This window comes from Streptomyces sp. NPDC051664, assembly GCF_044453545.1.
GTDB lineage: Bacteria > Actinomycetota > Actinomycetes > Streptomycetales > Streptomycetaceae > Streptomyces.
The window spans coordinates 68,548-89,771 of sequence record NZ_JBITCU010000021.1 but is presented as its reverse complement, the minus strand read 5'-3'; the positions used below and the strand labels follow the sequence as shown (position 1 = coordinate 89,771).

18 protein-coding genes and 2 pseudogenes are annotated in these 21,224 nt (G+C 69.6%); 15 read left to right on the top strand and 5 right to left on the bottom strand.

Going from position 1 to position 21,224, the window contains the following annotated elements:
- From ACIA8E_RS29820 to ACIA8E_RS29810, 3 genes are all read left to right on the top strand, one after another.
- Complete coding sequence (locus ACIA8E_RS29820) at nt 1–867, top strand: carbohydrate ABC transporter permease (protein ID WP_399302592.1); 867 nt, start codon at nt 1–3, stop codon at nt 865–867.
- An 83-nt stretch (nt 868–950) separates the two neighbouring features.
- Nucleotides 951–2,165, top strand: coding sequence for an ROK family transcriptional regulator (locus tag ACIA8E_RS29815; protein WP_399302550.1), 1,215 nt, complete (start codon nt 951–953; stop codon nt 2,163–2,165).
- A 28-nt stretch (nt 2,166–2,193) separates the two neighbouring features.
- Nucleotides 2,194–3,102, top strand: coding sequence for a Gfo/Idh/MocA family protein (locus ACIA8E_RS29810; protein WP_399302548.1), 909 nt, complete (start codon nt 2,194–2,196; stop codon nt 3,100–3,102).
- A 414-nt stretch (nt 3,103–3,516) separates the two neighbouring features.
- Here ACIA8E_RS29810 and ACIA8E_RS29805 read toward each other — a convergent pair whose 3' ends face one another.
- Complete coding sequence (locus ACIA8E_RS29805) at nt 3,517–3,837, bottom strand: hypothetical protein (protein WP_399302546.1); 321 nt, start codon at nt 3,835–3,837, stop codon at nt 3,517–3,519.
- Between the two features lie 12 nt (nt 3,838–3,849).
- On the opposite strand from ACIA8E_RS29805, the gene ACIA8E_RS29800 reads away from it, so the two are divergent.
- A complete protein-coding gene (locus ACIA8E_RS29800; protein WP_399302590.1) occupies nt 3,850–4,053 on the top strand; it encodes a hypothetical protein in 204 nt (67 codons plus the stop codon).
- A gap of 39 nt (nt 4,054–4,092) precedes the next feature.
- On the opposite strand, the gene ACIA8E_RS29795 is transcribed toward ACIA8E_RS29800, so the two are convergent.
- The 3 genes and pseudogenes from ACIA8E_RS29795 to ACIA8E_RS29785 all read right to left on the bottom strand — a co-directional run.
- Nucleotides 4,093–4,854, bottom strand: a complete 762-nt coding sequence (locus ACIA8E_RS29795; protein WP_399302544.1) for an SDR family oxidoreductase — start codon at nt 4,852–4,854, stop codon at nt 4,093–4,095.
- Nucleotides 4,855–4,907: 53 nt separating this feature from the next.
- Nucleotides 4,908–6,518, bottom strand: a complete 1,611-nt coding sequence (mdlC, locus tag ACIA8E_RS29790; protein WP_399302542.1) for a benzoylformate decarboxylase — start codon at nt 6,516–6,518, stop codon at nt 4,908–4,910.
- Nucleotides 6,519–6,778: 260 nt separating this feature from the next.
- Nucleotides 6,779–6,964, bottom strand: a pseudogene (locus tag ACIA8E_RS29785) (lactate 2-monooxygenase); the annotation flags it as partial.
- 110 nt (nt 6,965–7,074) lie between these two features.
- Between ACIA8E_RS29785 and ACIA8E_RS29780 the strand changes: the two are divergent.
- The 9 genes and pseudogenes from ACIA8E_RS29780 to ACIA8E_RS29740 form a co-directional block, all read left to right on the top strand.
- The gene (locus ACIA8E_RS29780) at nt 7,075–8,109 is read left to right on the top strand and encodes an Lrp/AsnC family transcriptional regulator (RefSeq protein WP_399302540.1); all 1,035 of its coding nucleotides are present in this window, start codon (nt 7,075–7,077) and stop codon (nt 8,107–8,109) included.
- A gap of 723 nt (nt 8,110–8,832) precedes the next feature.
- Nucleotides 8,833–9,594: a DeoR/GlpR family DNA-binding transcription regulator gene (locus tag ACIA8E_RS29775; RefSeq protein WP_399302538.1), complete on the top strand. Its 762-nt coding sequence runs from the start codon at nt 8,833–8,835 to the stop codon at nt 9,592–9,594.
- A gap of 106 nt (nt 9,595–9,700) precedes the next feature.
- Nucleotides 9,701–11,065 (top strand): ABC transporter substrate-binding protein, encoded by a 1,365-nt coding sequence (locus ACIA8E_RS29770; RefSeq protein WP_399302536.1) that lies wholly within the window; start codon nt 9,701–9,703, stop codon nt 11,063–11,065.
- Between the two features lie 23 nt (nt 11,066–11,088).
- Complete coding sequence (locus tag ACIA8E_RS29765) at nt 11,089–12,045, top strand: carbohydrate ABC transporter permease (RefSeq protein ID WP_399302588.1); 957 nt, start codon at nt 11,089–11,091, stop codon at nt 12,043–12,045.
- Nucleotides 12,042–12,938, top strand: coding sequence for a carbohydrate ABC transporter permease (locus tag ACIA8E_RS29760; protein WP_399302534.1), 897 nt, complete (start codon nt 12,042–12,044; stop codon nt 12,936–12,938). Before ACIA8E_RS29765 ends, ACIA8E_RS29760 begins: the two co-directional genes overlap by 4 nt.
- The gene (locus ACIA8E_RS29755; RefSeq protein ID WP_399302532.1) at nt 12,935–13,924 is read left to right on the top strand and encodes a zinc-dependent alcohol dehydrogenase family protein; all 990 of its coding nucleotides are present in this window, start codon (nt 12,935–12,937) and stop codon (nt 13,922–13,924) included. The genes ACIA8E_RS29760 and ACIA8E_RS29755 overlap by 4 nt, the downstream gene beginning before the upstream one ends.
- Nucleotides 13,921–14,847 (top strand): PfkB family carbohydrate kinase, encoded by a 927-nt coding sequence (locus ACIA8E_RS29750; RefSeq protein ID WP_399302530.1) that lies wholly within the window; start codon nt 13,921–13,923, stop codon nt 14,845–14,847. The genes ACIA8E_RS29755 and ACIA8E_RS29750 overlap by 4 nt, the downstream gene beginning before the upstream one ends.
- 318 nt (nt 14,848–15,165) lie before the next feature.
- Nucleotides 15,166–15,504, top strand: a complete 339-nt coding sequence (locus ACIA8E_RS29745) for a YciI family protein (RefSeq protein ID WP_399302528.1) — start codon at nt 15,166–15,168, stop codon at nt 15,502–15,504.
- A 233-nt stretch (nt 15,505–15,737) separates the two neighbouring features.
- Nucleotides 15,738–15,866 (top strand): annotated as a pseudogene (locus ACIA8E_RS29740) (IS5/IS1182 family transposase); the annotation flags it as partial.
- A gap of 17 nt (nt 15,867–15,883) precedes the next feature.
- On the opposite strand, the gene ACIA8E_RS29735 reads toward ACIA8E_RS29740, so the two are convergent.
- Nucleotides 15,884–16,471 (bottom strand): tetratricopeptide repeat protein, encoded by a 588-nt coding sequence (locus ACIA8E_RS29735; RefSeq protein WP_399302526.1) that lies wholly within the window; start codon nt 16,469–16,471, stop codon nt 15,884–15,886.
- A gap of 168 nt (nt 16,472–16,639) precedes the next feature.
- Between ACIA8E_RS29735 and ACIA8E_RS29730 the strand changes: the two genes are divergently transcribed.
- A complete protein-coding gene (locus ACIA8E_RS29730; protein ID WP_399302524.1) occupies nt 16,640–17,080 on the top strand; it encodes a hypothetical protein in 441 nt (146 codons plus the stop codon).
- Nucleotides 17,077–20,904 carry a hypothetical protein gene (locus ACIA8E_RS29725; protein WP_399302522.1) on the top strand — a complete coding sequence of 1,276 codons (3,828 nt, stop codon included), beginning with the start codon at nt 17,077–17,079 and terminating at the stop codon, nt 20,902–20,904. The genes ACIA8E_RS29730 and ACIA8E_RS29725 overlap by 4 nt, the downstream gene beginning before the upstream one ends.
- Nucleotides 20,905–21,224: the final 320 nt, after the last annotated feature.

The window sequence follows — 21,224 nt, the reverse complement described above, 5'->3', positions numbered from 1 at the left end:
CTGAGCCGCGCCCAGTTCGAGGAGCAGTTCTTCGGGATACTGCGCTGGGTCGTGATCGCGTTCCTGGCTGCGATCACGATCGTGCCCTTCTACTACATGCTCATGCTGTCGGTGAAGCCCATCGACGCATTGCTGCTGAATCCCGGCAACCTCTGGGTCACGGCCAAGGACTTCACCCTCGCCACATACGAGAGTGTTCTCAAACCCACCTCCGAGGGCGGTCAAGGCTTCCTCGGTATGCTGCTCAACTCGGCGCTCGTCGCCGTGGCCACGGTGCTGCTCACCCTGGCAGCTGCGGTGCCCGGTGCCTACGCCGTCAGCCGCCTGAAATTCTTCGGCAGCCGGCATGTCAGCGCGCTCTTCCTGGCCGTATACCTCTTCCCGGCCACCCTGCTCGCCGTCCCGCTCTTCGTGATGTTCGCGAAGATGGGTCTCTCGGGCAGTCTCGCCGGACTGGCCATCGTCTACATCGCGCAGACCGTGCCGGTGTCGATCTACATGCTGAAAAATTACTTCGTGACCATCCCCTTCACCATCGAGGAGGCCGCCGCGATCGACGGCGCCTCCCGGCTGCAGACCGTGCGCAGGATCATCCTGCCCCTCGCGCTGCCGACGCTGATGGCCACCGGACTCTACGTCTTCATGATCGCCTGGAACGAATTCCTCTTCGCCCTCCTCTTCCTGGCAGCAGACCCGGGCAAGTGGACGGTCTCGCTCGGACTTCAGCAGTTGGCCAACGGCATCGAAGTCTCGAAAACCGTTCTGATGGCCGGGTCCGTGATCCTCACCATCCCCGTGGTACTGCTGTTCTTCGCAGCTGAACGCCTTCTCACCGAGGGGCTGACCAGCGGCGCGGACAAGGGCTGACACCCGATCAGGAGCGACGAGGTCGCCGGCGCGGCTCCACAAGCGGCTTCCCGGCACGGACGAACAGGACGAGGACAGCAGGAATGGCAGGAAACCAGGCGAGTGCGGGACACCTGCTGCGGCTCATCCGCAGCGGCGAGGCCACCACGCGCGGGGAGTTGCAGCAGGCGACGGGACTGTCCCGGTCGACCGTCGGGCATCGCCTCGATCAGCTCTTCGGAGCCGGCTGGCTGCGCGGTGCCGCCGGCGCGTCCACCGGTGGACGCCCCTCCGCACGGCTGGAGTTCGACCCGACCCATGCCGTGGTGCTCGTGGCCGACCTGGAGACGCGGCACGGACGCGCCGCCGTACTCGACCTTGCCGGCACGATTCTTGCCGAACGCACCGGTGACCTGGTGATCGCAGACGGCCCCGATGTGGTCCTGGACAGGCTCGCGCGCTGGTTCGGCCCGCTCCTCGACGAGGCGGGCGTCGGGCCTGACCGGGTCTGCGGGGTCGGCCTCTCCGTGCCCGGGCCGGTCGACTGGGAGTCGGCGCAGATTGTGCAGCCGCCGATCATGCCCGGCTGGGACCGGTTCCCGGTCCGGGAACGGTTGCGCGACGCCTTCGCGGAGCACGTCGGCCCGCTGTCCACCCCAGGACCCCTCCCAGTCTTCGTCGACAACGACGCCAACCTGATGGCACTGGCCGAGCAGCGCGAGAACCACCCAGACTGCGGAGCTTTCCTCCTGGTGAAGGCATCGACCGGAATCGGCGCCGGCGTCGTTGTCGGTGGTGAGGTCTACCGCGGAATCGACGGCGGAGCGGGCGACATCGGCCACATCCGGCTCCACGACCGTCCCGACGCACTCTGCATGTGCGGCTCCTACGGCTGCCTGGCAGCTGCGGCCAGCGGCCGCTCCATCGCCGAACAACTGACAGCGGCCGGCGTTCCCACCACCTCGGGTTCCGATGTGCGCGACCATCTCGCCGCAGGACAGCCCGACGCCGTGCGGCTCGCCCGCGAGGCCGGGCAGCGCATCGGCGAGGTACTTGTCACGGTGGTGACACTGCTCAACCCCGGCGTCCTGATGCTCGGAGGAGACCTCGCGGGCACCCCCTTTCTCACCGGTGTACGGGAACTCCTCTACCAGCGCGCGCTTCCCCGAACCACCGCCCATCTCTCTGTGACCATCTCCACCCTCGGCGACCGCGCGGCCCTGGTCGGGGCTGCCGCCATGGTCATAGACCACCTCTACGCCCCTGACAGGGCAGACGCCCGGCTCGCTGCACTCGCCCGCAGCGACGGTGTCGGCTGACCTCTGTCCGCACACCTATGGAGAGTCCATGTCCCGAACAGCAGGCCTGCCTCAAGGCCCTTGGACCTACCCTCCGGTCCGCGTCGGCCTGGTCGGCGCGGGACCGTGGGCCCGCGCGATGCACGCCCGGATGCTGGCCGCCGGTCCGGAAACCACCCTGACCGCCGTGTGGGCCCGGCGCCCGGAAGCGGCAGCCGAGGTGGCAAATGCCTACGGGGCCCACGCCGCCGGTTCCTTCGAGGAGCTGCTCGATCAATGCGAGGCGATCGCTTTCGCCGTGCCGCCCACCGTTCAGGCCGCCCTCGCCGTTCACGCGGCAGCCGCCGGACGGGCACTACTCCTGGAAAAGCCACTGGGAGCGGACCTCGCCGCAGCACGCGCCGTTGCCGACGCGGTCGCCGAGCACGGCGTCATCTCGCAACTCGTCCTCACCAAGCGGTACCACCCGACCACCCGGGAGTTCCTTGCCGAAGCTGCAAACCGTGAGGTCATCGGAGCTCGATCCTGCTATCTGCACGGCGCCTTCCTCGGCGGGGAGTTCGCGACATCCTGGCGACTGGAGCACGGCGCGCTGCTCGACCTCGGCCCGCACCTACTGGACCTGCTGGACAGCGCTGTCGCGCCGATCGTCTCCGTACGCGGCACTGGCGACCCGCGCCGTTGGATCGAGCTGACCTGCGAACACAGCAACGGCGCCGTTAGCCAGGCCTCACTGTCCGGCAGCGTCAACCTGCTCCGTGCCAGAACGCGCGTCGAGCTCTTCGGCCCGTCCGATGAACTCGTCTACGACACGGCGGACATCGACCACGAGGAATGCTGGCCGATCCTTCGAAACGAGTTCGCCACTGCCGTACGCACCGGTACCGGAACCGGCATCGACGCGGCCCGCGGCCTTCACCTGCAGGAGCTGATGCAGCAGGTCATCACCGATCGGTGAGCTTGTCCCCGAAGTGGGGGCAGAACAGTCGTGGCGGGCGCTACGACTGGTATCCGTCTTCGATGCGTGTGATGTGGCCAGCTCGATTTCGTGATGCCGCCGCCCAGGCCGCTTGAACGCTACCGATTCCCCAGGCCATTTCTGAGTCCGGGGGATGGTGTCAATGCCATCGCGGGCGCCCGGGTGTACTGCTGCCCTCTCCGTACACAGGACGGCCCCCGTTTCGCCACACAGCGTGCGGCGAAACGGGGGCCGTCTGTTGTTTCGCACAAGGTTCTGCTCAGATGCGGCCTCCGGTGAGGTGAGTCACCGGCCCTAATTTCTGCTTGGCGGTGTGGCGCCCGGCGGCCAAGGAGACGCCTACGACGGTGGCACCGGACCCCGCTACAACGGCGTTGCGATGCTTGACCGCAGTCATGTCGTGAGCGCCCCTGCGGTGCCCTTGCCGCCGACGGATGCGGCGGCGGGCTTGCCGCTCTCCACCCCGGCGGTCGCCTCCTGCGCGTCGGAGGCTGACGACTTCGCGGCTTCGGCGGAGCGGGCGCTGCCCTCTTTCGCACGCCCAGCGGCCGCGGTGGTCTTCTTGCCGGCTGAACGGGTTGCGCGGCCCGCACCAGGTCCGGTGGCAGACGACGCGGCGGCGCTGCGTGCTTCCAGCACCACGGGGGAAGGCCCCTCATCCTGCTGTCGGACATCCGCCGCTGCACCGGCATCGGCCTGGTCTTCGTCAGCCACGACTTGGCCGTCGTGCGGTACGTGTGCGACGAGGCGCTCGTCCTGTACCGGGGCCGCACCATGGAACACCGGCCCGTCGCGGAGTTGCTCGCCGACCCCGGACACCCTTACACAAAGCTCCTGTTGGCGTCCGTTCCCCGGCCGGACTGGGACCCCGACTCCATCAGCCGACGGCGCAGGAAGCTCGATCCTCTGGCGGCGGGAGGCGACGGCTGACGGGCCCGCGCCGGTGCGCGCCCTTGGCCGCGGAAACCGCTAGAAGCCTCTGCGCACGCCGCCGTCGATCGACAGCATCACACCCGTGAGATACGACGCAGCCGGCGACAGCAGGAAGGCGGCGCTGCGGCCGAACTCGTCCGGGGTTCCGTAGCGGCGCAAGGGGACGTCGGCGCTAGCGCGCTCGCGAGCCGCGGCAGGATCGCCGGCCCGCGCGTCGAGTTCGCGTACTCGGTCGGTCTCGATGTGGGCCGGCACGAGGCCGACGACGCGGATGCCCCTGGGGCCCAGCTCGTTGGCGAGGTTCTTCGCGTATCCTGCCAGGCCTGGCCGCAGGGCGTTGGAGATCGCGAGGCCGGGGATCGGCTCGTACACGGAGCTGGAGAGGACGAAGCCGATGGCACCTCCCTCGCCCAGCTCCGCCGCGACGGCGCGGGCCAGCCGCACCGCGCCGAGGAAGACCGACTCGAAGGCGGCGCGCCACCGGTCGTCGTCGATGGCGTCCGACGTACCTGCCGGGGGCCCGCCGACGCTGATGAGTACCCCGTCCAGCCGCTTGAAGGCATCGCGGGCCGCGGCGATCAGCCGGTCCGGAGTCGCGGTGTCGGCGTTGTCGGCCACGACGCCGACTACCTGCCCCGGGCCGCCGAGCTCCGCCTCGGCCGCGGCCACCGATGTCTCGTCGCGGCTGCTGACGACCACCCTCGCGCCGTCCGCCACCAGCTCGCGCGCCGCCGCCAGGCCCAGCCCTCGAGTGCCACCGGTGACTATGTACACCCGGTCCGTCAGTCCAAAATCCATGATTGCTGCCCTCTGTCTGCTGGTTTCTCTCTGAATCGTGCGAGGCACGCGGCCTACAACATCGCCCTCTGAGGTTGCGTGGCGACGACGATGACCGTGGTGGTGCCGGCGGACAGGGCCGCCTTGAACTCCCGCTCCAGGTCCTCGGTGGTCTCCACGTCGACCGCGCGGCATCCGAAGCCGCGGGCCACGGAGGCGATGTCGAGCCCCGGCAGGTCGAGCCCCGGCACGCCCGGGGTCTCCTCGAGTACCGCGAACGACTTGAGGATGGAGTACTCCTGGTTGCGCATGACGACGTAGACAATCGGGAGGTTGTGCTGGGCCGCCGTGTAGACGGCCTGCACGGAGTACTGGAAGGAGCCGTCTCCGATCAAGCCGATCACCGGCCGTTCGACGGCCCTGTCCCGGTCGCCGAGCGCGACGCCCACCGCGGCAGGAGTGCCCCATCCGATGCCTCCGCTGGCCGTGGCGAAGAACGATCCGGTCCGGGTGGTGGGGAGCCACTCGATCTGCTGCGCCATCGTGGAGGTCGATTCGTTGACGATGACCGCATCCGACGGCCGGACCCTGCTCAGGGCGGCATAGACCTCCGGAGGGGTGAGCGGGGTGTTCCGAGTCTGCGGCAGCTCGCGCGGGCGAGGCATCGGTTCCGGAGCGGTTCGGGCGGATCCCTCCGTGACCATGTCCAGGAGCAGCTCGATCGCCGTCCGGGGATCGGCCAGGAGGCTGTCACCCACCCGTGCCGCGGCGGCGACACCCGGATTTCCGGTGATCTGCAGCAGTTCGGTGCCTTCGGGGAGGTAGTCGCCGGGCACGTAGGGGTAGTAGCGGAACACCTCGGCGCCGATCACGACCACGAGGTCGTGCCCCGTCAACCGGTCGCTGATGGTCTTCACCGACATGCCGAGCGGACCGCCGAAGAGGGGGTGGTCCTCGGGGAACGAGGCGCGGTCCAGGAGCGGGGCGCCGTAGACGGCCGCGCGCAGCTTCTCCGCCAGGACGACGGCCGCGTCCCAGCCGCCGCCGCGGTCGACCTCCGGCCCGAAGACCAGCGCGGGACGCCGGCTGACGGAGATGCGGTCGGCGAAGCCGCGCAGTCGCTCGGCGTCGGGGGCGACGCGGTCGCTCACCGTGCGCACCCGGGTGAAGCCGGACAGGGGCCGCTTCCAGTCGTCCATGGGAATCGACAGGTAGACAGGCCCCGTCGGCGGCTGCAGTGCTTCAGCGTAGGCCCGCATGAAGGCCTCGGGGACGTCCTGGGCGCGGGCCGGTTCGTACGACCACTTCACCCACGGCTTCGGCAGCGTGACGGCCTCGCGGTTGCCGAGGTACGGATCACCGATCACCAGCTCCCGATGCTGCTGGCCGGAGGTGATGATCAGGGGTGTGTTGCCGTGGTAGGCCGCCACCAGGTTGCCCACGGCGTTTCCCATCCCGGCCGAGGAATGCAGGTTGACCAGCGCGGGACGCCCGGTCACCTGGGCGAATGTGTCGGCCATCGCGATGACGGATGCCTCCTGCAGCGCCAGGACGTAGGTGAAGTCCTCGGGGAAATCCTGAAGGAAGGGCTGCTCGGTGGAGCCCGGATTGCCGAAGACCGTGGTGAGTTTCAGTGTCCGCAGCAGGTCGTAGGTCACGCTGCGAACGGTGGACTGCTCAGTCATGGTTGCCATCTGATTTCTTGCTAGGGCTGGACTTAGGGTTCGACGGGGCTGCCGGAGGGTGAGCGCTGCTGGGTGAAGACTCGAATGCCCACCTGGGCGTCGAGGGGGGATGCCATCACCGGTGCGCCAGTCTGATCCTGCCCAATAAGCGGGGGTATGTCATGAAATAGGGCCTGTTCGGGGACGGGTCCAAGGACCTGGCCCGGTTCGCTGAGGTGGTGGGTCAGGGCGTGCGACTCGGTGGGCGAGGGACCGCCGGCGAACGCTGCGACGTTGGCCTGCTGGGTGCGCTCGTCGCCGGCGCCGCCCGCGACGTAGGAGCGGACCGAGGCGGGCATCGCCGCCTGAGTCAGCGGCTCCAGCTCGGCGTAGGTCATCGGAAAGCGTGGCACCACACCGCGCAGCCCGTCCATGTAGATCTCGTCCTGATAATCGCCGTAAGCCATGATCTGGCCCTCCTTCACACTCGCCGGGCGTGGGCCCCTGGAGGTCCCACAATGGGAGAGTGACGCACAAAAGCCGCAAAACGCAGGATTCTGGCTCACAAGGCCGGAATGTGCAGGATGATGCACCGTCGCTGCTGGCAGAGGACGAGTTGGCGCTGATCAACGCCCTGCAGTTGCAGCCGCGGGCCTCATGGACCGAGCTCGGGCGCGCCCTGGGCGTCGACCCGGTCACCGTCGCGCGCCGCTTCAGCCGCTTGTCCGACCGGGGCGCCGCCTGGGTGGGCTTCTCACCCGGCCCACGCCTGTTCGAGCAGATCTGCGTGGCCTTCGTCGTGATCGACTGCTCCCCGGGAACCACCGCCGAGGTCGCCCGGACACTGAGCGCCCACCCCCACATGCTCACGATCGAGCGCGCCGCCGCCGGACACGACATCCTCGCTGTCGTCGCCACCCACGACCTGTCGGCCCTCTCCCGCTACGCCCTCGACCTGCTCCCGCACCTTCCCGGTATCACCACCGCGCAGGCCCGGATCGTCACCCACATGTTCACCGAGGGCGGCCGGTGGCGCATCGCCGCCCTGGCCCCCGATCAGCGCGCCCAGCTGACCGGCACGCCCCCAGCCCAAACCCCTGTCGCCCCGGGTGAGATCACCCCCTTCGACCGCGCCCTCATCAGTCGGCTCGCCCACGACGGCCGCGCTCCCTACCGGACCCTGGCAAGCGACCTCGGCGTCAGCCTCAACACCGCCAAACGCCGCACCGAACACCTCACGCGACGCGGCCTCCTGCGGTTCCGCTGCGACTTCGCCCGACCCCTCGGCGGCTGGCCCGTCTCGGTCACCCTCTGGGCCAAAGTGCCCCCCGCCGACATCCCCGGGATCGGCCCCTCCCTCATCCGCCTGCCCGAAACCCGCAACTGCGCCGCCATCAGCGGCCCCCACAACCTCATCATCCAGGCCAGCCTGCACTCCGTCAGCGACGTACTACGCCTGGAAACCCAACTCGCCACCGCCCACCCAAGCCTCGACATCGTCGACCGCGTCATCACCCTGCGCCAGGACAAGCTGCTCGGGCACCTCCTGGACCCCCATGGCCGCTCCGTCGGCGTCATCCCGCCCGATCTTTGGGCGGAGCCAATGAGTTGACGAACCGTCAGCCCCTTTCGTCGGTGCTGCGGTGATGGGATTCCGAATACCGCACGCACGGTCTCGCTCGGTTCTCAGGTGCCCCAAGCGCGCTGCTCCCCGGATGGCCCTCAGCCCAAGCTGGAACCGGGCGAGTCGAGGCGGTCTTGTGAGGTGACGTGGCGCGGCTGGTGGTGTGCGGCGCATGCGTGCGCTCGCGGGGATTCCGTCGTCGGCTCACAGCGCTTCAGTGCCGGAATGTTCACAGCCTCGACCTGAACCCCAGCGCGCCCTGCAGCGCTTCGGCGGTCATCTGCGCGGTGGCAGCGATACATGGGTCGTACCTATGCTGACCAGCAGACACGGCCGTCACAGTGGCAAGTTTGTCGAGCCCGGACCGTGAATGGTCCGGATCTTGGTCGTCGGGTCTTGCGGGAACGGCCTTGGGGCGCGGCGGCTCACGGACACCCGTGGGCCGCCGCAGGCCTTTCCCGCTCCGTTTCGCTCGACCGCGTACATCTCTTCGGGCTCCGTTCGGGCGCTCTCACGGCCCCAAACGGGCAGCGATCTGATCCGCAGGCTCCCGATCCACCCGCGTGAGCAGCGTTTATGGCCTTGGCGGAACAGGCATGAACGGGCACAGTCGATGCAGCGAAGAGCCTGGTGGCAGTGGGTCTCTTGCTTGTACAAACGACGCATGAGCCCGAACGGGTACTCATCCGTAGTGGAGCAGGGAAGTGTGTCGTGGACACAGACGAACGCCGACGAGAAATCCTTGAGATCGCCCGCCGTGACGGGTCAGTGGAAGTCGCCGCGCTGGCCGTGAAACTCAGCGTGGCCAAGGAGACCGTCCGGCGCGACCTGCACACCCTCGAGGAGCACGGTCTGGTGCGGCGCACCCATGGCGGCGCCTACCCCGTCGAGAGCGCGGGGTTCGAGAGCACACTCGCGGTACGGACGACCCGTCTCGTACCCCAGAAATCACGGATCGCGGCAGCCGCCGCCGGTCTCCTCGGCGACGCGGAAACCGTTTTCGTCGACGAGGGCTTCACCCCTCAGCTGGTCGCCGAGGCGCTGCCCCGGGACCGGGCCCTGACCGTGGTCACCGCGTCCCTCACCGTGGCGACCGCACTCGCCGAGGCGGAGAAGATCGCGGTACTCCTGCTCGGCGGCCGGGTGCGCGGCTCCACGATGGCGACGGTCGACCACTGGACCACCCGCATGCTCTCCGAGTTCGTCATCGACCTCGCGTACGTGGGAGCGAACGGCATCTCCCGTGAATACGGCCTGACCACCCCGGACCCGGCCGTGAGCGAGGTGAAGGCCCAAGCCATGCGCAGCGCGCGGCGCCGGGTCTTCGTCGGAATCCATACCAAGTTCGGTGCGGTGAGCTTCTGCCGCTTCGCCGAGGTCGGCGACTTCGAGGCCATCGTCACCGACGCGGGTCTGCCCTCGGCAGAAGCGCAGCGTTACTCGCTCCTCGGACCGCAGGTCATCCGCGTCTGAATGTCATCCACCCCTCTTGTGTGCTCTCCGTATCTCCCCGGGACGGCTGGGCGGGAACGGCACGTCTTTCTCAACCCCTCCGCAACAAATGATCAGGAGAAATCTCATGCCTCTTCAGCTACGACGGCGTGGACTGTACGTGCGCGTGGGCGCGGGCGTCGCCCTGACGGCGCTGCTCGCGGGATGCAGCGGCGCGGGCGGTGCCTCCTCCTCCGGCGGAGGTGGCGACACGCTGAACGTCCTCATGGTGAACAATCCGCAGATGATCGAGCTGCAGAAGCTCACCGCTGCAAACTTCACCAAGGACACCGGCATCAAGGTGAACTTCACCGTCCTGCCGGAGAACGACGTCCGCGACAAGATCACCCAGGACTTCTCCAACCAGGCCGGCCAGTACGACGTCGCCACCATCAGCAACTACGAAGTGCCGTTCTACGCGAAGAACGGCTGGCTGCACCCCCTCGACGACTACGTCGCCAAGGACGAGGCGTTCAACCAGGGCGACATCCTCAAGCCGTTGCAGGAGTCCCTCACGGCGGAGGACGGCAAGCTCTACGCCGAACCGTTCTACGGCGAGTCGTCCTTCCTGATGTACCGCAAGGACGTATTCGCGGACAAGAACCTCACGATGCCTGCCAAGCCCACCTGGGACCAGGTCGCCGATCTCGCCGCCAAGGCGGACGGTGCCAAGCCCGGGATGAAGGGCATCTGTCTGCGCGGTCTCCCGGGTTGGGGCGAGGTCATCGCGCCGCTGACCACAGTGGTCAACACGATGGGCGGTACCTGGTTCGACAAGGACTGGAACGCCGAGCTCGACACCCCCGAGTTCAGGAAGGCCACCCAGTTCTACGTCGACCTGGTGCGTGAGCACGGTGAGGCGGGTGCCCCGCAGTCCGGCTTTGCCGAGTGCCTCAACGGCATGACGCAGTCCAAGACAGCTATGTGGTACGACGCGACCTCCGGCGCCGGATCGCTGGAGGCCTCGAACTCCCCGGTCAAGGGCAAGATCGGCTACGTGCCTGCGCCCGTCGACAAGACGGACAGTTCCGGCTGGCTCTACACCTGGGCCTGGGGCATGCAGAAGGCCTCGGCCAAGACCGAGAGCGCGTGGAAGTTCATCTCCTGGGCGTCCAGCGAGAAGTACGAGAACCTCGTCGGCAGTAAGATCGGCTGGCCCAACGTGCCCGCCGGCAAGCGCGCCTCGACCTACGCGAACGCGGACTACCTGAAGGACGCCTCGGCCTTCGCCGACGTCACCAAGAAGGCCATCTCCAGCGCGAACCCGAGTAACCCGGGCACCCAGCCGCGGCCGACGATCGGCATCCAGTTCGTCGACATCCCGGAGTTCACGGACCTGGGTACCAAGGTCTCGCAGGAGATCAGCTCGGCCATCGCGGGCAAGCAGTCGGTGGACGACGCCCTCAAGACCTCGCAGGCGCTCGCCGAGAAGGTCGGCAAGGAGCAGAAGTGAGCACCTCTCTCAGTAGCCCGTCAGTGTCCCCGGCAGGCGCGTCGCCCCCCACAGCGACGCGGCGCGCCGGCCGGGAGCCCTCCCGCAGGGCACGTAACTGGGCCACTCGTGCCCCACTGCTGCCTGCCCTGGTCTTCCTGATCGCGGTCACCCAACTTCCCTTCGTGGCCACGCTGTTCATTTCGCTCTTCGACTGGAACTCGCTCGCTCCTGACAAGCGGGGGTTCTCCGGACTGTCCAACTACGGCTCCGTGTTCAGCGACGCTGACCTGCGCGAGTCGGTTTTCACCACGGTGCTGCTCACGGTGAGCGTGGTGATCGTCAGCGTCGTGCTCGGGCTGCTCCTCGCCCTGCTGCTCGACCGTAAGTTCATGGGCCGCGGCTTCGTGCGCACCCTGCTCATCACGCCGTTCCTGCTGGTCCCCGTCTCCGCGGCACTGCTGTGGAAGCACGTTCTCTACAACCCCGAGTACGGGCTGCTGAACGGCGCGTGGGCGTGGGTCACCGGCCTGTTCGGCGACGGCAGTCCGGCCCAGCCCGACTGGATCTCCGACATGCCGCTGCTCGCGGTGGAGGCCGCGCTGGTCTGGCAGTGGACGCCCTTCATGATGCTCATCCTGCTCGCCGGGCTGCAGAGCCGGCCCATGGACATGATGGAGGCGGCCCGTCTCGACGGAGCCAACGCCTGGCAGATGTTCGCGTTCCTGACCCTGCCGCATCTGCGCAGGTACCTGGAGCTCGGCATCCTGCTCGGCTCGATCTACATCGTGCAGAACTTCGACGCGGTGTTCACCATCACCGCAGGGGGCCTCGGCACCGCCAACCTCCCGTACACCGTCTATCAGACCTTCTACCAGGCTCATGAATACGGACTGGCGTCCGCGGCCGGAGTGGTCGTCGTGATCGGCACGATCGTGATCGCGACGTTCGCCCTGCGTGTGGTCTCGTCCCTCTTCACTGAGGAGGCAGGCCGCTCATGAGCACGCTGACCGCCACCGACGCCCCCAAGGCCGCTCCCGCGGCCCGGCGTGCCGCTCCCGTCGAGCGCCGTGTCAGGCGCCGCTCAGCCTCGCTCGGCCTGCTTGCCTGGGTCGTCGGCATCGCCTTCTGTCTTCCGGCGATCTGGATGCTGCTGACCTCCTTCCACTCGGAGCCCGACGCGGCGACCAACCCGCCGTCGCTCACTGCGCCGCTCACGCTCGACAGCTACCGGGCGTTCTTCGGCACGGGAAGCGGCGCGAGCCCCTGGCCGCCGCTGATCAACTCCCTCACGTCTTCCGTGTTCTCCACACTGTTCGTGCTGGTGCTCGCGCTGCCGGCCGCGTACGCGCTGTCCATCAAGCGGGTGGAGAAGTGGACGGACGTGATGTTCTTCTTCCTCTCCACGAAAATGCTGCCGGTCGTCGCCGGACTGCTGCCGGTGTACCTCTTCGCGAAGAACATCGGCATGCTGGACAACGTCTGGCTGCTCGTCATCCTCTACACCTCGATGAATCTACCGATCGCCGTCTGGATGATGCAGTCCTTCCTCGCCGATGTGCCGGTCTCGATCATCGAGGCGGCGCAGGTGGACGGCGCCAGGCTGCCGACCATCCTCACCAGGGTCGTCGCGCCGATCGCCGCCCCCGGCATCGCCGCCACCGCACTGATCTGTTTCATCTTCAGCTGGAACGAGCTGCTCTTCGCCCGCGTGCTCACCGGGGTGACGGCGCAGACGGCGCCCGTCTTCCTGACCGGGTTCGTGACCAGCCAGGGACTCTTCCTCGCCCAGCTGTGCGCGGCGTCCGTCGTCGTGTCCCTGCCGGTGCTCGCCGCCGGCTTCGCCGCCCAGGACAAGCTTGTTCAGGGCCTTTCTCTTGGAGCTGTGAAATGAGGGCTGCGATCATCGAAGCCGTCGGCAAAGTGTCTGTGACGACGGTTCCCGATCCGACCCCGGGCCCCCGGGACGTCGTCGTCCGGGTCGCGGCATGCGGGCTGTGCGGTACCGATCTGCACATCCTCCAGGGCGAGTTCGCGCCGACCCTGCCGATCATCCCCGGCCATGAGTTCGCCGGTGAGATCGTGGGACTGGGCACCGACGTCGACGAGTTGGCCCTGGGCGACCTGGTCGCCGTCGACCCCTCGCTGTACTGCCACGAGTGTCACTACTGCCGTATCGGCCGCGGCAACCTGTGCGAGCGCTGGAACGCGATCGGCGTCAGCAAGCCCGGCGGAGCCGCGGAGTACGCCGTCGCACCCGTCGCGAACTGCGTCAAGCTCCCCGGGCACATCGATGTGAAGGACGCGGCACTGATCGAGCCGCTGTCCTGCGCGGTGCGCGGCTACGACGTGCTCAGCAGCACGCTCGGCGCCCAGGTGCTGATCTACGGCTCGGGCACCATGGGTCTGATGATGCTCGAACTCGCCAAGCGCACCGGCGCCGCCGGCGTCGATGTCCTCGACATCAACGCGGAGCGGCTCAAGACCGCGGCGCAGCTGGGTTGTTCACGCTCCGCCGCCTCAGCGGACGAGCTGGAGACCGAACGGGGGTGGGACGTCGTCATCGACGCCACCGGCAACGCGGGAGCAATTCAGGACGGTCTCGGCCGGGTCGCCAAGGGAGGAACGTTCCTGCAGTTCGGAGTCGCCGACTACGCGACGACCGCCGTCATCGAGCCGTACAAGATCTACAACCAGGAAATCACCATCACCGGCTCCATGGCGGTGCTGCACAGCTACGAACGCGCCGCAGCGCTCTTCGCCACCGGCCTGCTCGACCCCTCGGTCTTCGTCAGCGACCGGATGTCACTGGAGCAGTACCCCGAGGCGCTGCAGAAGTTCAAGGCGGGCCAGGGGCGCAAGATCGTGGTCGAGCCGTGACAGGAGGTCCCGGCGCCGTCCTGGTGATGGGGGAGGCTCTCATCGACCTGGTGCCGTCCGCACAGGACCCGCGCACGCACCTGGCCCAGCCAGGAGGCGCGCCGGCCAATGTCGCGGCCGGTCTGGCCGGACTGGGCACCCCCAGCTGGTACGCCGGGGCCCTCGGCGGTGACGGTTTCGCCCGTACGATCGAGGAGAGGCTTGTCTCGGCAGGCGCCGAACTCGGCCTGTGCGCACGCTCCCCGCTGCCCACCGCGCTTGCGGTCGCAGACCCGGGCCCGGAGGACACGGGTTATCACTTCCATCTGCAGGACACGGCCACCTTCCGGATTCAGGACCGCAGTTCGGAGGTGGGCCGGTTCGGCGCCGTGTACGTGGGCGGTCTCGCCGCGGTCGTGGAACCGGCCGCCGAGGCCGTGGCGGCGACCGCACGCGCGGCCGCCGGGCAATCGGTACTCGTCGTGGACCCCAACGTCCGCGAGGACCGCACTTTCGACCCCGAGGCCGGCGCCGAGCGGCTGCGGGAACTGTGCGCATTGGCGCACGTCGTCAAGGCGAGCGACGAGGATCTGGTCCACCTCTGGCCGGACACCGATCCCGATGAGACGTGCCGGACCCTGGCCGGGGATGGCCGGCTCGTGGTGCTGACCCGCGGCGCGCGCGGCAGCACGGCCTACACCAGGTCGGTTGAACCGGTGTCCGTGCCGGCGGTCCCGGTCGACGTGGTCAACACCATCGGCGCCGGCGACGCCTTCATGGCGGCCGTACTGAGCTGGCTCGTCGGCAGCGGAGCCCACCGCGCGGGCGGTGCCTCGACTCTGCCGAGGGAGCGGGCGGAGGCGATGCTGCGCTTCGCCTCCCAGGTGGCCGCCTCGGTCGTGGCCCAGTCCGGCACGGAACCCTCGGTGCCCAACCGGGCCTGAGACGCGGCGCCGCCCCACATGCCGGAGCCACCGCCCTTCTCCGGCAGGGCGGTGGCTCCCAACCCCGTCTCTCCGTGCGCACCATCGAACGCCGCATCCGCGCACTCGTCGACCTCGCCGGCGTCGACTCCCGCCTCCAACTCGGCCCCGCAAACTGGCTGCCCCAGACCCGGACCACGCTGAAGCCCCGCCGAGGCAGGGCTCAGGATGGGCTAGGTGTTCTGTCCACGGAGGTTGGGGGAGTGTCGGTTCTGAAGGGAGGCGCTCGTCGTAGGGTGAGAGGCGGCCGAAGGAGGCCAACGGCCAAGGGAGCCATGTATGACGCGGTACCTGATCTCGTTCGATGACGGCGCGATGACCTTCCCCCAGGAGGAGTTGCCCGAGGTGGCCGCGGCCTCGCACGAGGTGGTGCGTAAGGCTCAGGACGCCGGTGTGTGGGTCTTCGGTGGTGGACTGGAAAGGCGGCAGGCGAGCGTCGTGGCCACCGACGGGACCGTCACCAACGGCCCGTACCCGGAGACCAAGGCGGTGCTCGGCGGGTTCTCGATCATCGATGTGCCCTCACGTGAGGACGCGCTGGAGTGGGCTGCCAAGATCGCTGCCGCGTGTCGCTGTGCGCAAGAGGTCCGGGAGATCATGCCCGACTCGACCGTCTGATCGAAGACGACCCGCAGCGGCTGGGGCCTGGTTCGGAAGTGGCTCGTGACCTGCGGGTGCGCCATGCTGCGGGCCTGTGGGTGACGCGGTTGGGCGACATGATCCGACGGACGGGGCGTGGGCGGTGGTCGCGGCGTTGCTGTCGGTCGCAGGGTGCGGTCGTCCGGCGTGGAACCTGCGTCGACAGGTCGACGGGATCCGGCGTGGAACCGCTCGATCCGCCTACTCCACGAGGGCGCTTCGAGCACCGCGGCAGGGCCCTGGATTTTGGTCGCCCGCCCGAGCACGAGCTGCGCGAGATCATGGACGCGATCTTGTATGTACACCGCACCGGGGTCCAACGGCGCTACATACATCTCGACGGTGTCGTCGCCGCGGTTCATCGACCGCCCGCATTGCGCTGCGCGATCCGCAGGTTCCGGGCGATGTCGTCGCGGAGCTCGTGTCCGCCGGGCAGGTGCTGGCTGGCGGCGTACGCCTGGCGCAGCAGGGTGAGACCGTCGGTGACAGCCCCGGCGGCGAACAGGGTCGCGCCCAGTGTGTTGGCGGTGGTGAGGCTGTCCTCGTGATCGTTGCCGAGTCGGCGGATGCGGCGCTGCAGGGTGTCGTCCAGGACTGCGACCGCGTCGGACGTAAGCCCCTGGACGGCCAGCGCGGCACCGTAATTGTGGGCATAGCCGAGAGTCTCCGGATGGTCGCGGCCCAGGACGCGGGCCGCCCGGTCCACGGCCTCGCTGTGCATGGCCGCGGACGCGGACAGCTTGCGCTGCTGGTAGAGGACCGACCCCAGCAGATTCAGCAGGCCGATCGACTCCGGGGTATCGGTCCCGAAGGCGTCGTCGCAGTCGGACACCAGCTGGCGCATCAGCGACTCGGCCTGCTCGAGGGCCCCTTCGTCGAACAAGGCGCGGGCCGTGCGGATCTGCCGGCGCAGGCTCTTGCGGTGCTGACCGTTGCGCCTCCACATGGCGGCCCCTTCCCTCGCCCGGCCGATCGATGAACAAGCCTAAGGGGAAGGGGCGTTGAGGTGCAGGGGTGCGCAGGTACACCTGGGGATTTCCGGTCGCGGGGCGCCTCTGGTCCCCGGGTCGATGGCATGATGGGATCACGTGGGCCGAGCGGTGAGAGGAAGCCGATGATCGAATCCCTGGCGGCTGTCGCCACGGCCGCGTCGACGACGCTGGTCGCGGCGATGGCCACGGACGCCTGGGGGGCCGCGCGTACGGGCATGCTGCGCGTGCTGCGCCGTGGGAACGAGAACGAACAGACTGGGCTTGCCGCGCAGTTGGACAGTGAGGCGACTCTGGTCGGAGCCGCGGACGACCCCGAAACGGCGCGGCAGACGCTGATGCCCGCCTGGCAGTTGCGCCTGGAGCAGTTCCTTCGGGACCACCCCGAAGTGATCGATGACGTACGGGAGTTGACCGAGCGGCTGAAGAGCGAGCTGCCCCGCTCCCAGCAGCACTGGGTACAGCACATCGAGGCACGTGACCATGCGCAGGCCTTCGGTGTGCAGCACGGCAACGTGATCATCCACCAGGAGCCCGGGTCCGGCCGTGGCGGCCCGGTGACGTGACCGCCCAGTACGTCACAGCCACCGGCGGGTTCGCCTACGGCGCCATCGGCGCGGACATCCACGTCTTCGGCGACGGCACCCCGCTGTACCTCCTGAAGCGATGGTCGCCTGCCCCCGAGCCCGAAGCCGTGTGGCTGGCGCAGCAGCCCAGCCGGATGCTCAACGCCCGGTTCGCCATTGCCCCGTTCACCGGCCGTGACAGCGAGCTGGCGGCACTGCGGACATGGTGCGTCGAGGGGCCGCGGCGGGCGGCGCGTTGGCTGCACGCGCCGGGCGGCCAGGGTAAGACCCGGCTCGCGCACCAACTCGCGCACGAACTCGACGCGCAGGGCTGGAAGGTGGTCACCGCGGTCGAGGGGCCGGGCAGCGTGCTGCCGCCCCCGGGGAGCCAGGACCTGCGCCTTGACGGCGCGGCGGGGCTGCTCGTCCTGGTCGACTACGCCGACCGCTGGCCGCTCACCAGTCTGACGTGGCTGTTGAGCAACGCGCTGCTGCACCAGCCGGAGGTGCCGACGCGCGTCCTGCTCCTGGCGCGCAGCACCGATCCCTGGCCGGCGCTGCGGGCCGCGCTGGCCAACGAAGAGGTCGACGTGTCGGCCCAGGCACTGGGGCCCCTCACCGTGATGGGTGAGCAGGGGCAGCGCGGGGACGACCGTGGCGGGATGTTCCGGGCGGCGCGCGACGGCTTCGCCGCCCGGTACGGGATCGCCCCGGCGTCGCGGCAACCCGACCTGAACCATCCGGACTTCGGGCTCACGCTCGCCGTGCACATGGCGGCGCTGGTCGCGGTGGACGCCCTGGCCACCGGCCGCCGGGCCCCCCAGGACCTGGCGGGGCTGACCGTCTACCTCCTCGACCGTGAGCAGCTGGGCTGGGCCCTGCTGCACGACAAGCGGGGCGAGGGCCGGGTCAGTGTCCCGCCCTCCGTGATGAACCGGGTGGTCTTCACCGCCTCGCTGGGCGGAACGCAGCCGACCGCGCGCGGCACGCTCCTGGTCGACGCGTTACGGCTCGACCACCGCACGGGTACCGTGCTCGCGGATCACGCCGTGTGCTATCCGCCGCCGGACTCGGCGGACGACACCGTCCTCGAGCCGCTGTACCCGGACCGTCTCGCCGAGGACTTCGTCGCACTCACGTTGCCGGGCCACCCTGCCGACTACCCCGCGCAGCCCTGGGCCGCGGACACGGCGGCCATGGTGCTGCGCGGTGGGGGCGGTCCCGCCCGTGCCGTCACGGCGCTCGCCACGGCGGCGGGCCGCTGGCCGCACGTCGGCGCCACCTGTCTGTACCCGCTGCTGACCGCCGACCCCGGGCTCGGCGCCGCCGCCGGGGGCGCGGCGCTCACCGCCCTCGCCGATCTCGCGGACATCGAGCCCGGCCTCCTGGAGGACATCGCGGCGGAGGTGCCCGATCCGGTCCCCGCGGATCTGATCGTGGGGCGGGCGGCCCTCCGGGTCCGGCTCTTCGAGCATCGGCTGGCCGCCACGGACGACCCCGCCGCGCAAGCCCGGCTCTTCGTCAATCACGGCAACAACCTGAACGATCTCGGCCGTACCGAGGAGTCCCTGCGGTCCACGCAGCGAGGTGCGGAGCTCTTCGGCGACCTGGCCGCAACCGACCCCGAGCAATACGAGGAACACGTCGGCCGCGCCCTCACCAATGTCGCCAACCAGCTGGCCCGGCTCAGCCGCCTCGACGAGGCGCTGAGCACACAGCAGCAAGTGGTCGACCTCTTCGAACGCCTGACGGCGACGGACCAGGCGGCCCACGCGCCGGACCTGGCCACCGCGCTGGCCAACCTCTCCGGAGTGCTGGAGCGGTCCGGGCGGTGGGAGGAGGCGTACCGCGCCAACGAGCGGGCGGCGGTGACCTACCGGAACGTCGCGGCCCGCGACCCGCAATACCGCCGGGGGCTCGCCATCGCCCTGACCAACGGGGCGTCCTTGACGTTCCGTCCGCCCGCCGGGGCCGACGCGCTGCGCGAAGCGGTCGCCCTGAGCCGGGAGTTGGTGGCCGACGGTACGCTTCCCGAGGACACGCCGCTCGTCCCGTCCCTGTCGCGGCTCCGGAAACAGCTGACGGCGGACGGCTGTCACGCGGAGGCCGTCGAGGTGGCGCAGGAGGTGGCCGCGATCGGCCGGCGTCTCGCCGAGGCCAGCCCGCAGCACTACGCCGAGTCCTGTGCCACCTCACTGATGGATCTGCACACCGCCCTCCTCGACGCGCGCCGCCCCGGCGAAGCGCTGGCGGTCGGCGAGGAGGCCATCGCCCTGCTGCGGCGACTCGCCGACACGGCCCCGGCCACGTACGAAATGGTGCTGCTGAGCGCGCTGCACGCGCAGAACGACGCGCGGCAGTCCGCCGGCCTGCCCAAGGACCCGGAGGCCGACGCTCTCTCCCCGCGGCTCGACCCGAACCACATGCGGCGGATCCCGGCCGCCACCATCACCGTGCACGGGTGGCAGCCGGACCCGCGCCCCACCCGCGCCCTGTCGCCCGTCGCGCTGCACGCCGAGGCCGCGCGGCTCGCGAAGCTGCGGGACTGGCCCGCCTACTGGGAACTCGTCTGCGCCGCGCCCCTGGCCGACGCCGTGCGGCTGGTCCGCCGGATGCCCCGGCGCGGCTGGTCCCCCGCGTCCCTCTCGGACCGGGAGCTGCTGCCCTGGCTGCGCGCCACCTCACCGCGCCGCGCCGAAGCACTGATCGCCGACGCCACGGCGGAGGCCACGCGGCTGCTGCCCGAGGACTTCGGCCTGTACTCGGCTCCGTACAGCGCCTTCGCGTACGGCGGCGGCGTCCTGGCCATGGCCCACGTGGTCGCCGGGCCGGATAGGGGAACGGCCGAGACGATCGAGACCCTCGAGCTGGACTCCGGCCGCCGCACTGTGCTGCACCGCGGCCCCGTCTGCCACGCGTCCCTCGCCTGCCTGGGCACCGACGACGTGGTCGCGGTGCGGCGGCGCCCGGGGCGCCGGACGGAGGCGGAGCTTGTCCGGCACGGGCCGGGCGCCAGCCGGGTCCTCGCACAGGGCCAGCGGCTCACGGGCCTGCGCGTGGCCGCCACGGTCGGCGGGTGCGTGGTCGGCCTCGCGCTCGTCCCGGCGGCGTTCGTGCTGGGCCGCACGGGTCAGTTGCGCCAGGTTGACCTCCGGGACTGGGCCCTGGCCCGTGGCGACCGGATGGCGGTGACACCGTCCGGCGACCGGATGGTCCTGTGCGACGGCCACCGCCTCATCGCCGCCGACTCCACGCTCACCAGGGCACTGGCCGCCGCCTCCGTGCCGCAAGCGCATGCGGAGGTGTCGGATCTGGTCTTCGCCGACGAGGACCTGCTGGTGACGGCGGGGAACCACGGCGGTCTGATGCTGTGGCGACTGGGTGGGTCCGAGCTGGAGCCGGTGGCCAGGCGGGACACCGTCCGGCTGTCCGAGCTGTTCGCCGTGCCGGCCTGGGGAGTGGTCGGCGGCAAGGCCGGCTCGGAGGACCGCGTTCACTTCTTCGACCCGGCCGACGGTCTGGTGCCTGTCGCTGCCCCGCCCGCCGTCGTCGGCGACGCCGGTCACCTCAAGGCGGTGGCGGCAGCGCCGGGCGGGCGGTACGTCGCGTACTCGGGCCAGCTCGACGTCACCGCACCGCTGCGGCGCCGCTCCTTCGCGTGGCTGACCAGGGTGCACGACCTGCACCATCCCGGCGCGCTGCTGCACCGCCCGCTCGCCTCCTTCGGCGACGCCGAGCGTGCCGCCCTGGCCCACGCGAACGGCGCCGACCCTCGGCTGCGCGATCTGCTGCGGCTGGCCCATTCCCTCGCCTCCCGCCCCTGACCGCACCCGCGCCGACGCGGGTCGACTCGCCAGCCGTACGGACAAGTTGGAGCAGAGGTCCGCGTCGTCCGAGCGGGCGTCCTGGGGATGGTGTGAGCTGTTTCTCCGATCCGGACCTGATGGGGTCGTTGTCGAAGCCCATCGCATCCCCGAAGCTCGGGTGTTGAAATGATTTCTGGAACCCAAGCTCGCTGCGGGGGCGTTCTGGCTGGTGGGCGCGGACGGTTTCGAACCGCCGACATCTGCTTCGTAAGTTCGATCCTCGGTCTCCGTGATGCCCGTGAACGTGGGTTCGGTGTGCAGCCCCGAGTCTGCCGATG

Bases quoted from the DNA above. Each gene is read 5' to 3' on its own strand.
- ACIA8E_RS29815 (WP_399302550.1), top strand. From the start codon at position 951: ATGGCAGGAAACCAGGCGAGTGCGGGACACCTGCTGCGGCTCATCCGC.
- ACIA8E_RS29810 (WP_399302548.1), top strand. From the start codon at position 2,194: ATGTCCCGAACAGCAGGCCTGCCTCAAGGCCCTTGGACCTACCCTCCG.
- ACIA8E_RS29795 (WP_399302544.1), bottom strand. From the start codon at position 4,854: ATGGATTTTGGACTGACGGACCGGGTGTACATAGTCACCGGTGGCACT.
- mdlC (WP_399302542.1), bottom strand. From the start codon at position 6,518: ATGACTGAGCAGTCCACCGTTCGCAGCGTGACCTACGACCTGCTGCGG.
- ACIA8E_RS29770 (WP_399302536.1), top strand. From the start codon at position 9,701: ATGCCTCTTCAGCTACGACGGCGTGGACTGTACGTGCGCGTGGGCGCG.
- ACIA8E_RS29760 (WP_399302534.1), top strand. From the start codon at position 12,042: ATGAGCACGCTGACCGCCACCGACGCCCCCAAGGCCGCTCCCGCGGCC.
- ACIA8E_RS29755 (WP_399302532.1), top strand. From the start codon at position 12,935: ATGAGGGCTGCGATCATCGAAGCCGTCGGCAAAGTGTCTGTGACGACG.
- ACIA8E_RS29745 (WP_399302528.1), top strand. From the start codon at position 15,166: ATGACGCGGTACCTGATCTCGTTCGATGACGGCGCGATGACCTTCCCC.
- ACIA8E_RS29735 (WP_399302526.1), bottom strand. From the start codon at position 16,471: ATGTGGAGGCGCAACGGTCAGCACCGCAAGAGCCTGCGCCGGCAGATC.
- ACIA8E_RS29730 (WP_399302524.1), top strand. From the start codon at position 16,640: ATGATCGAATCCCTGGCGGCTGTCGCCACGGCCGCGTCGACGACGCTG.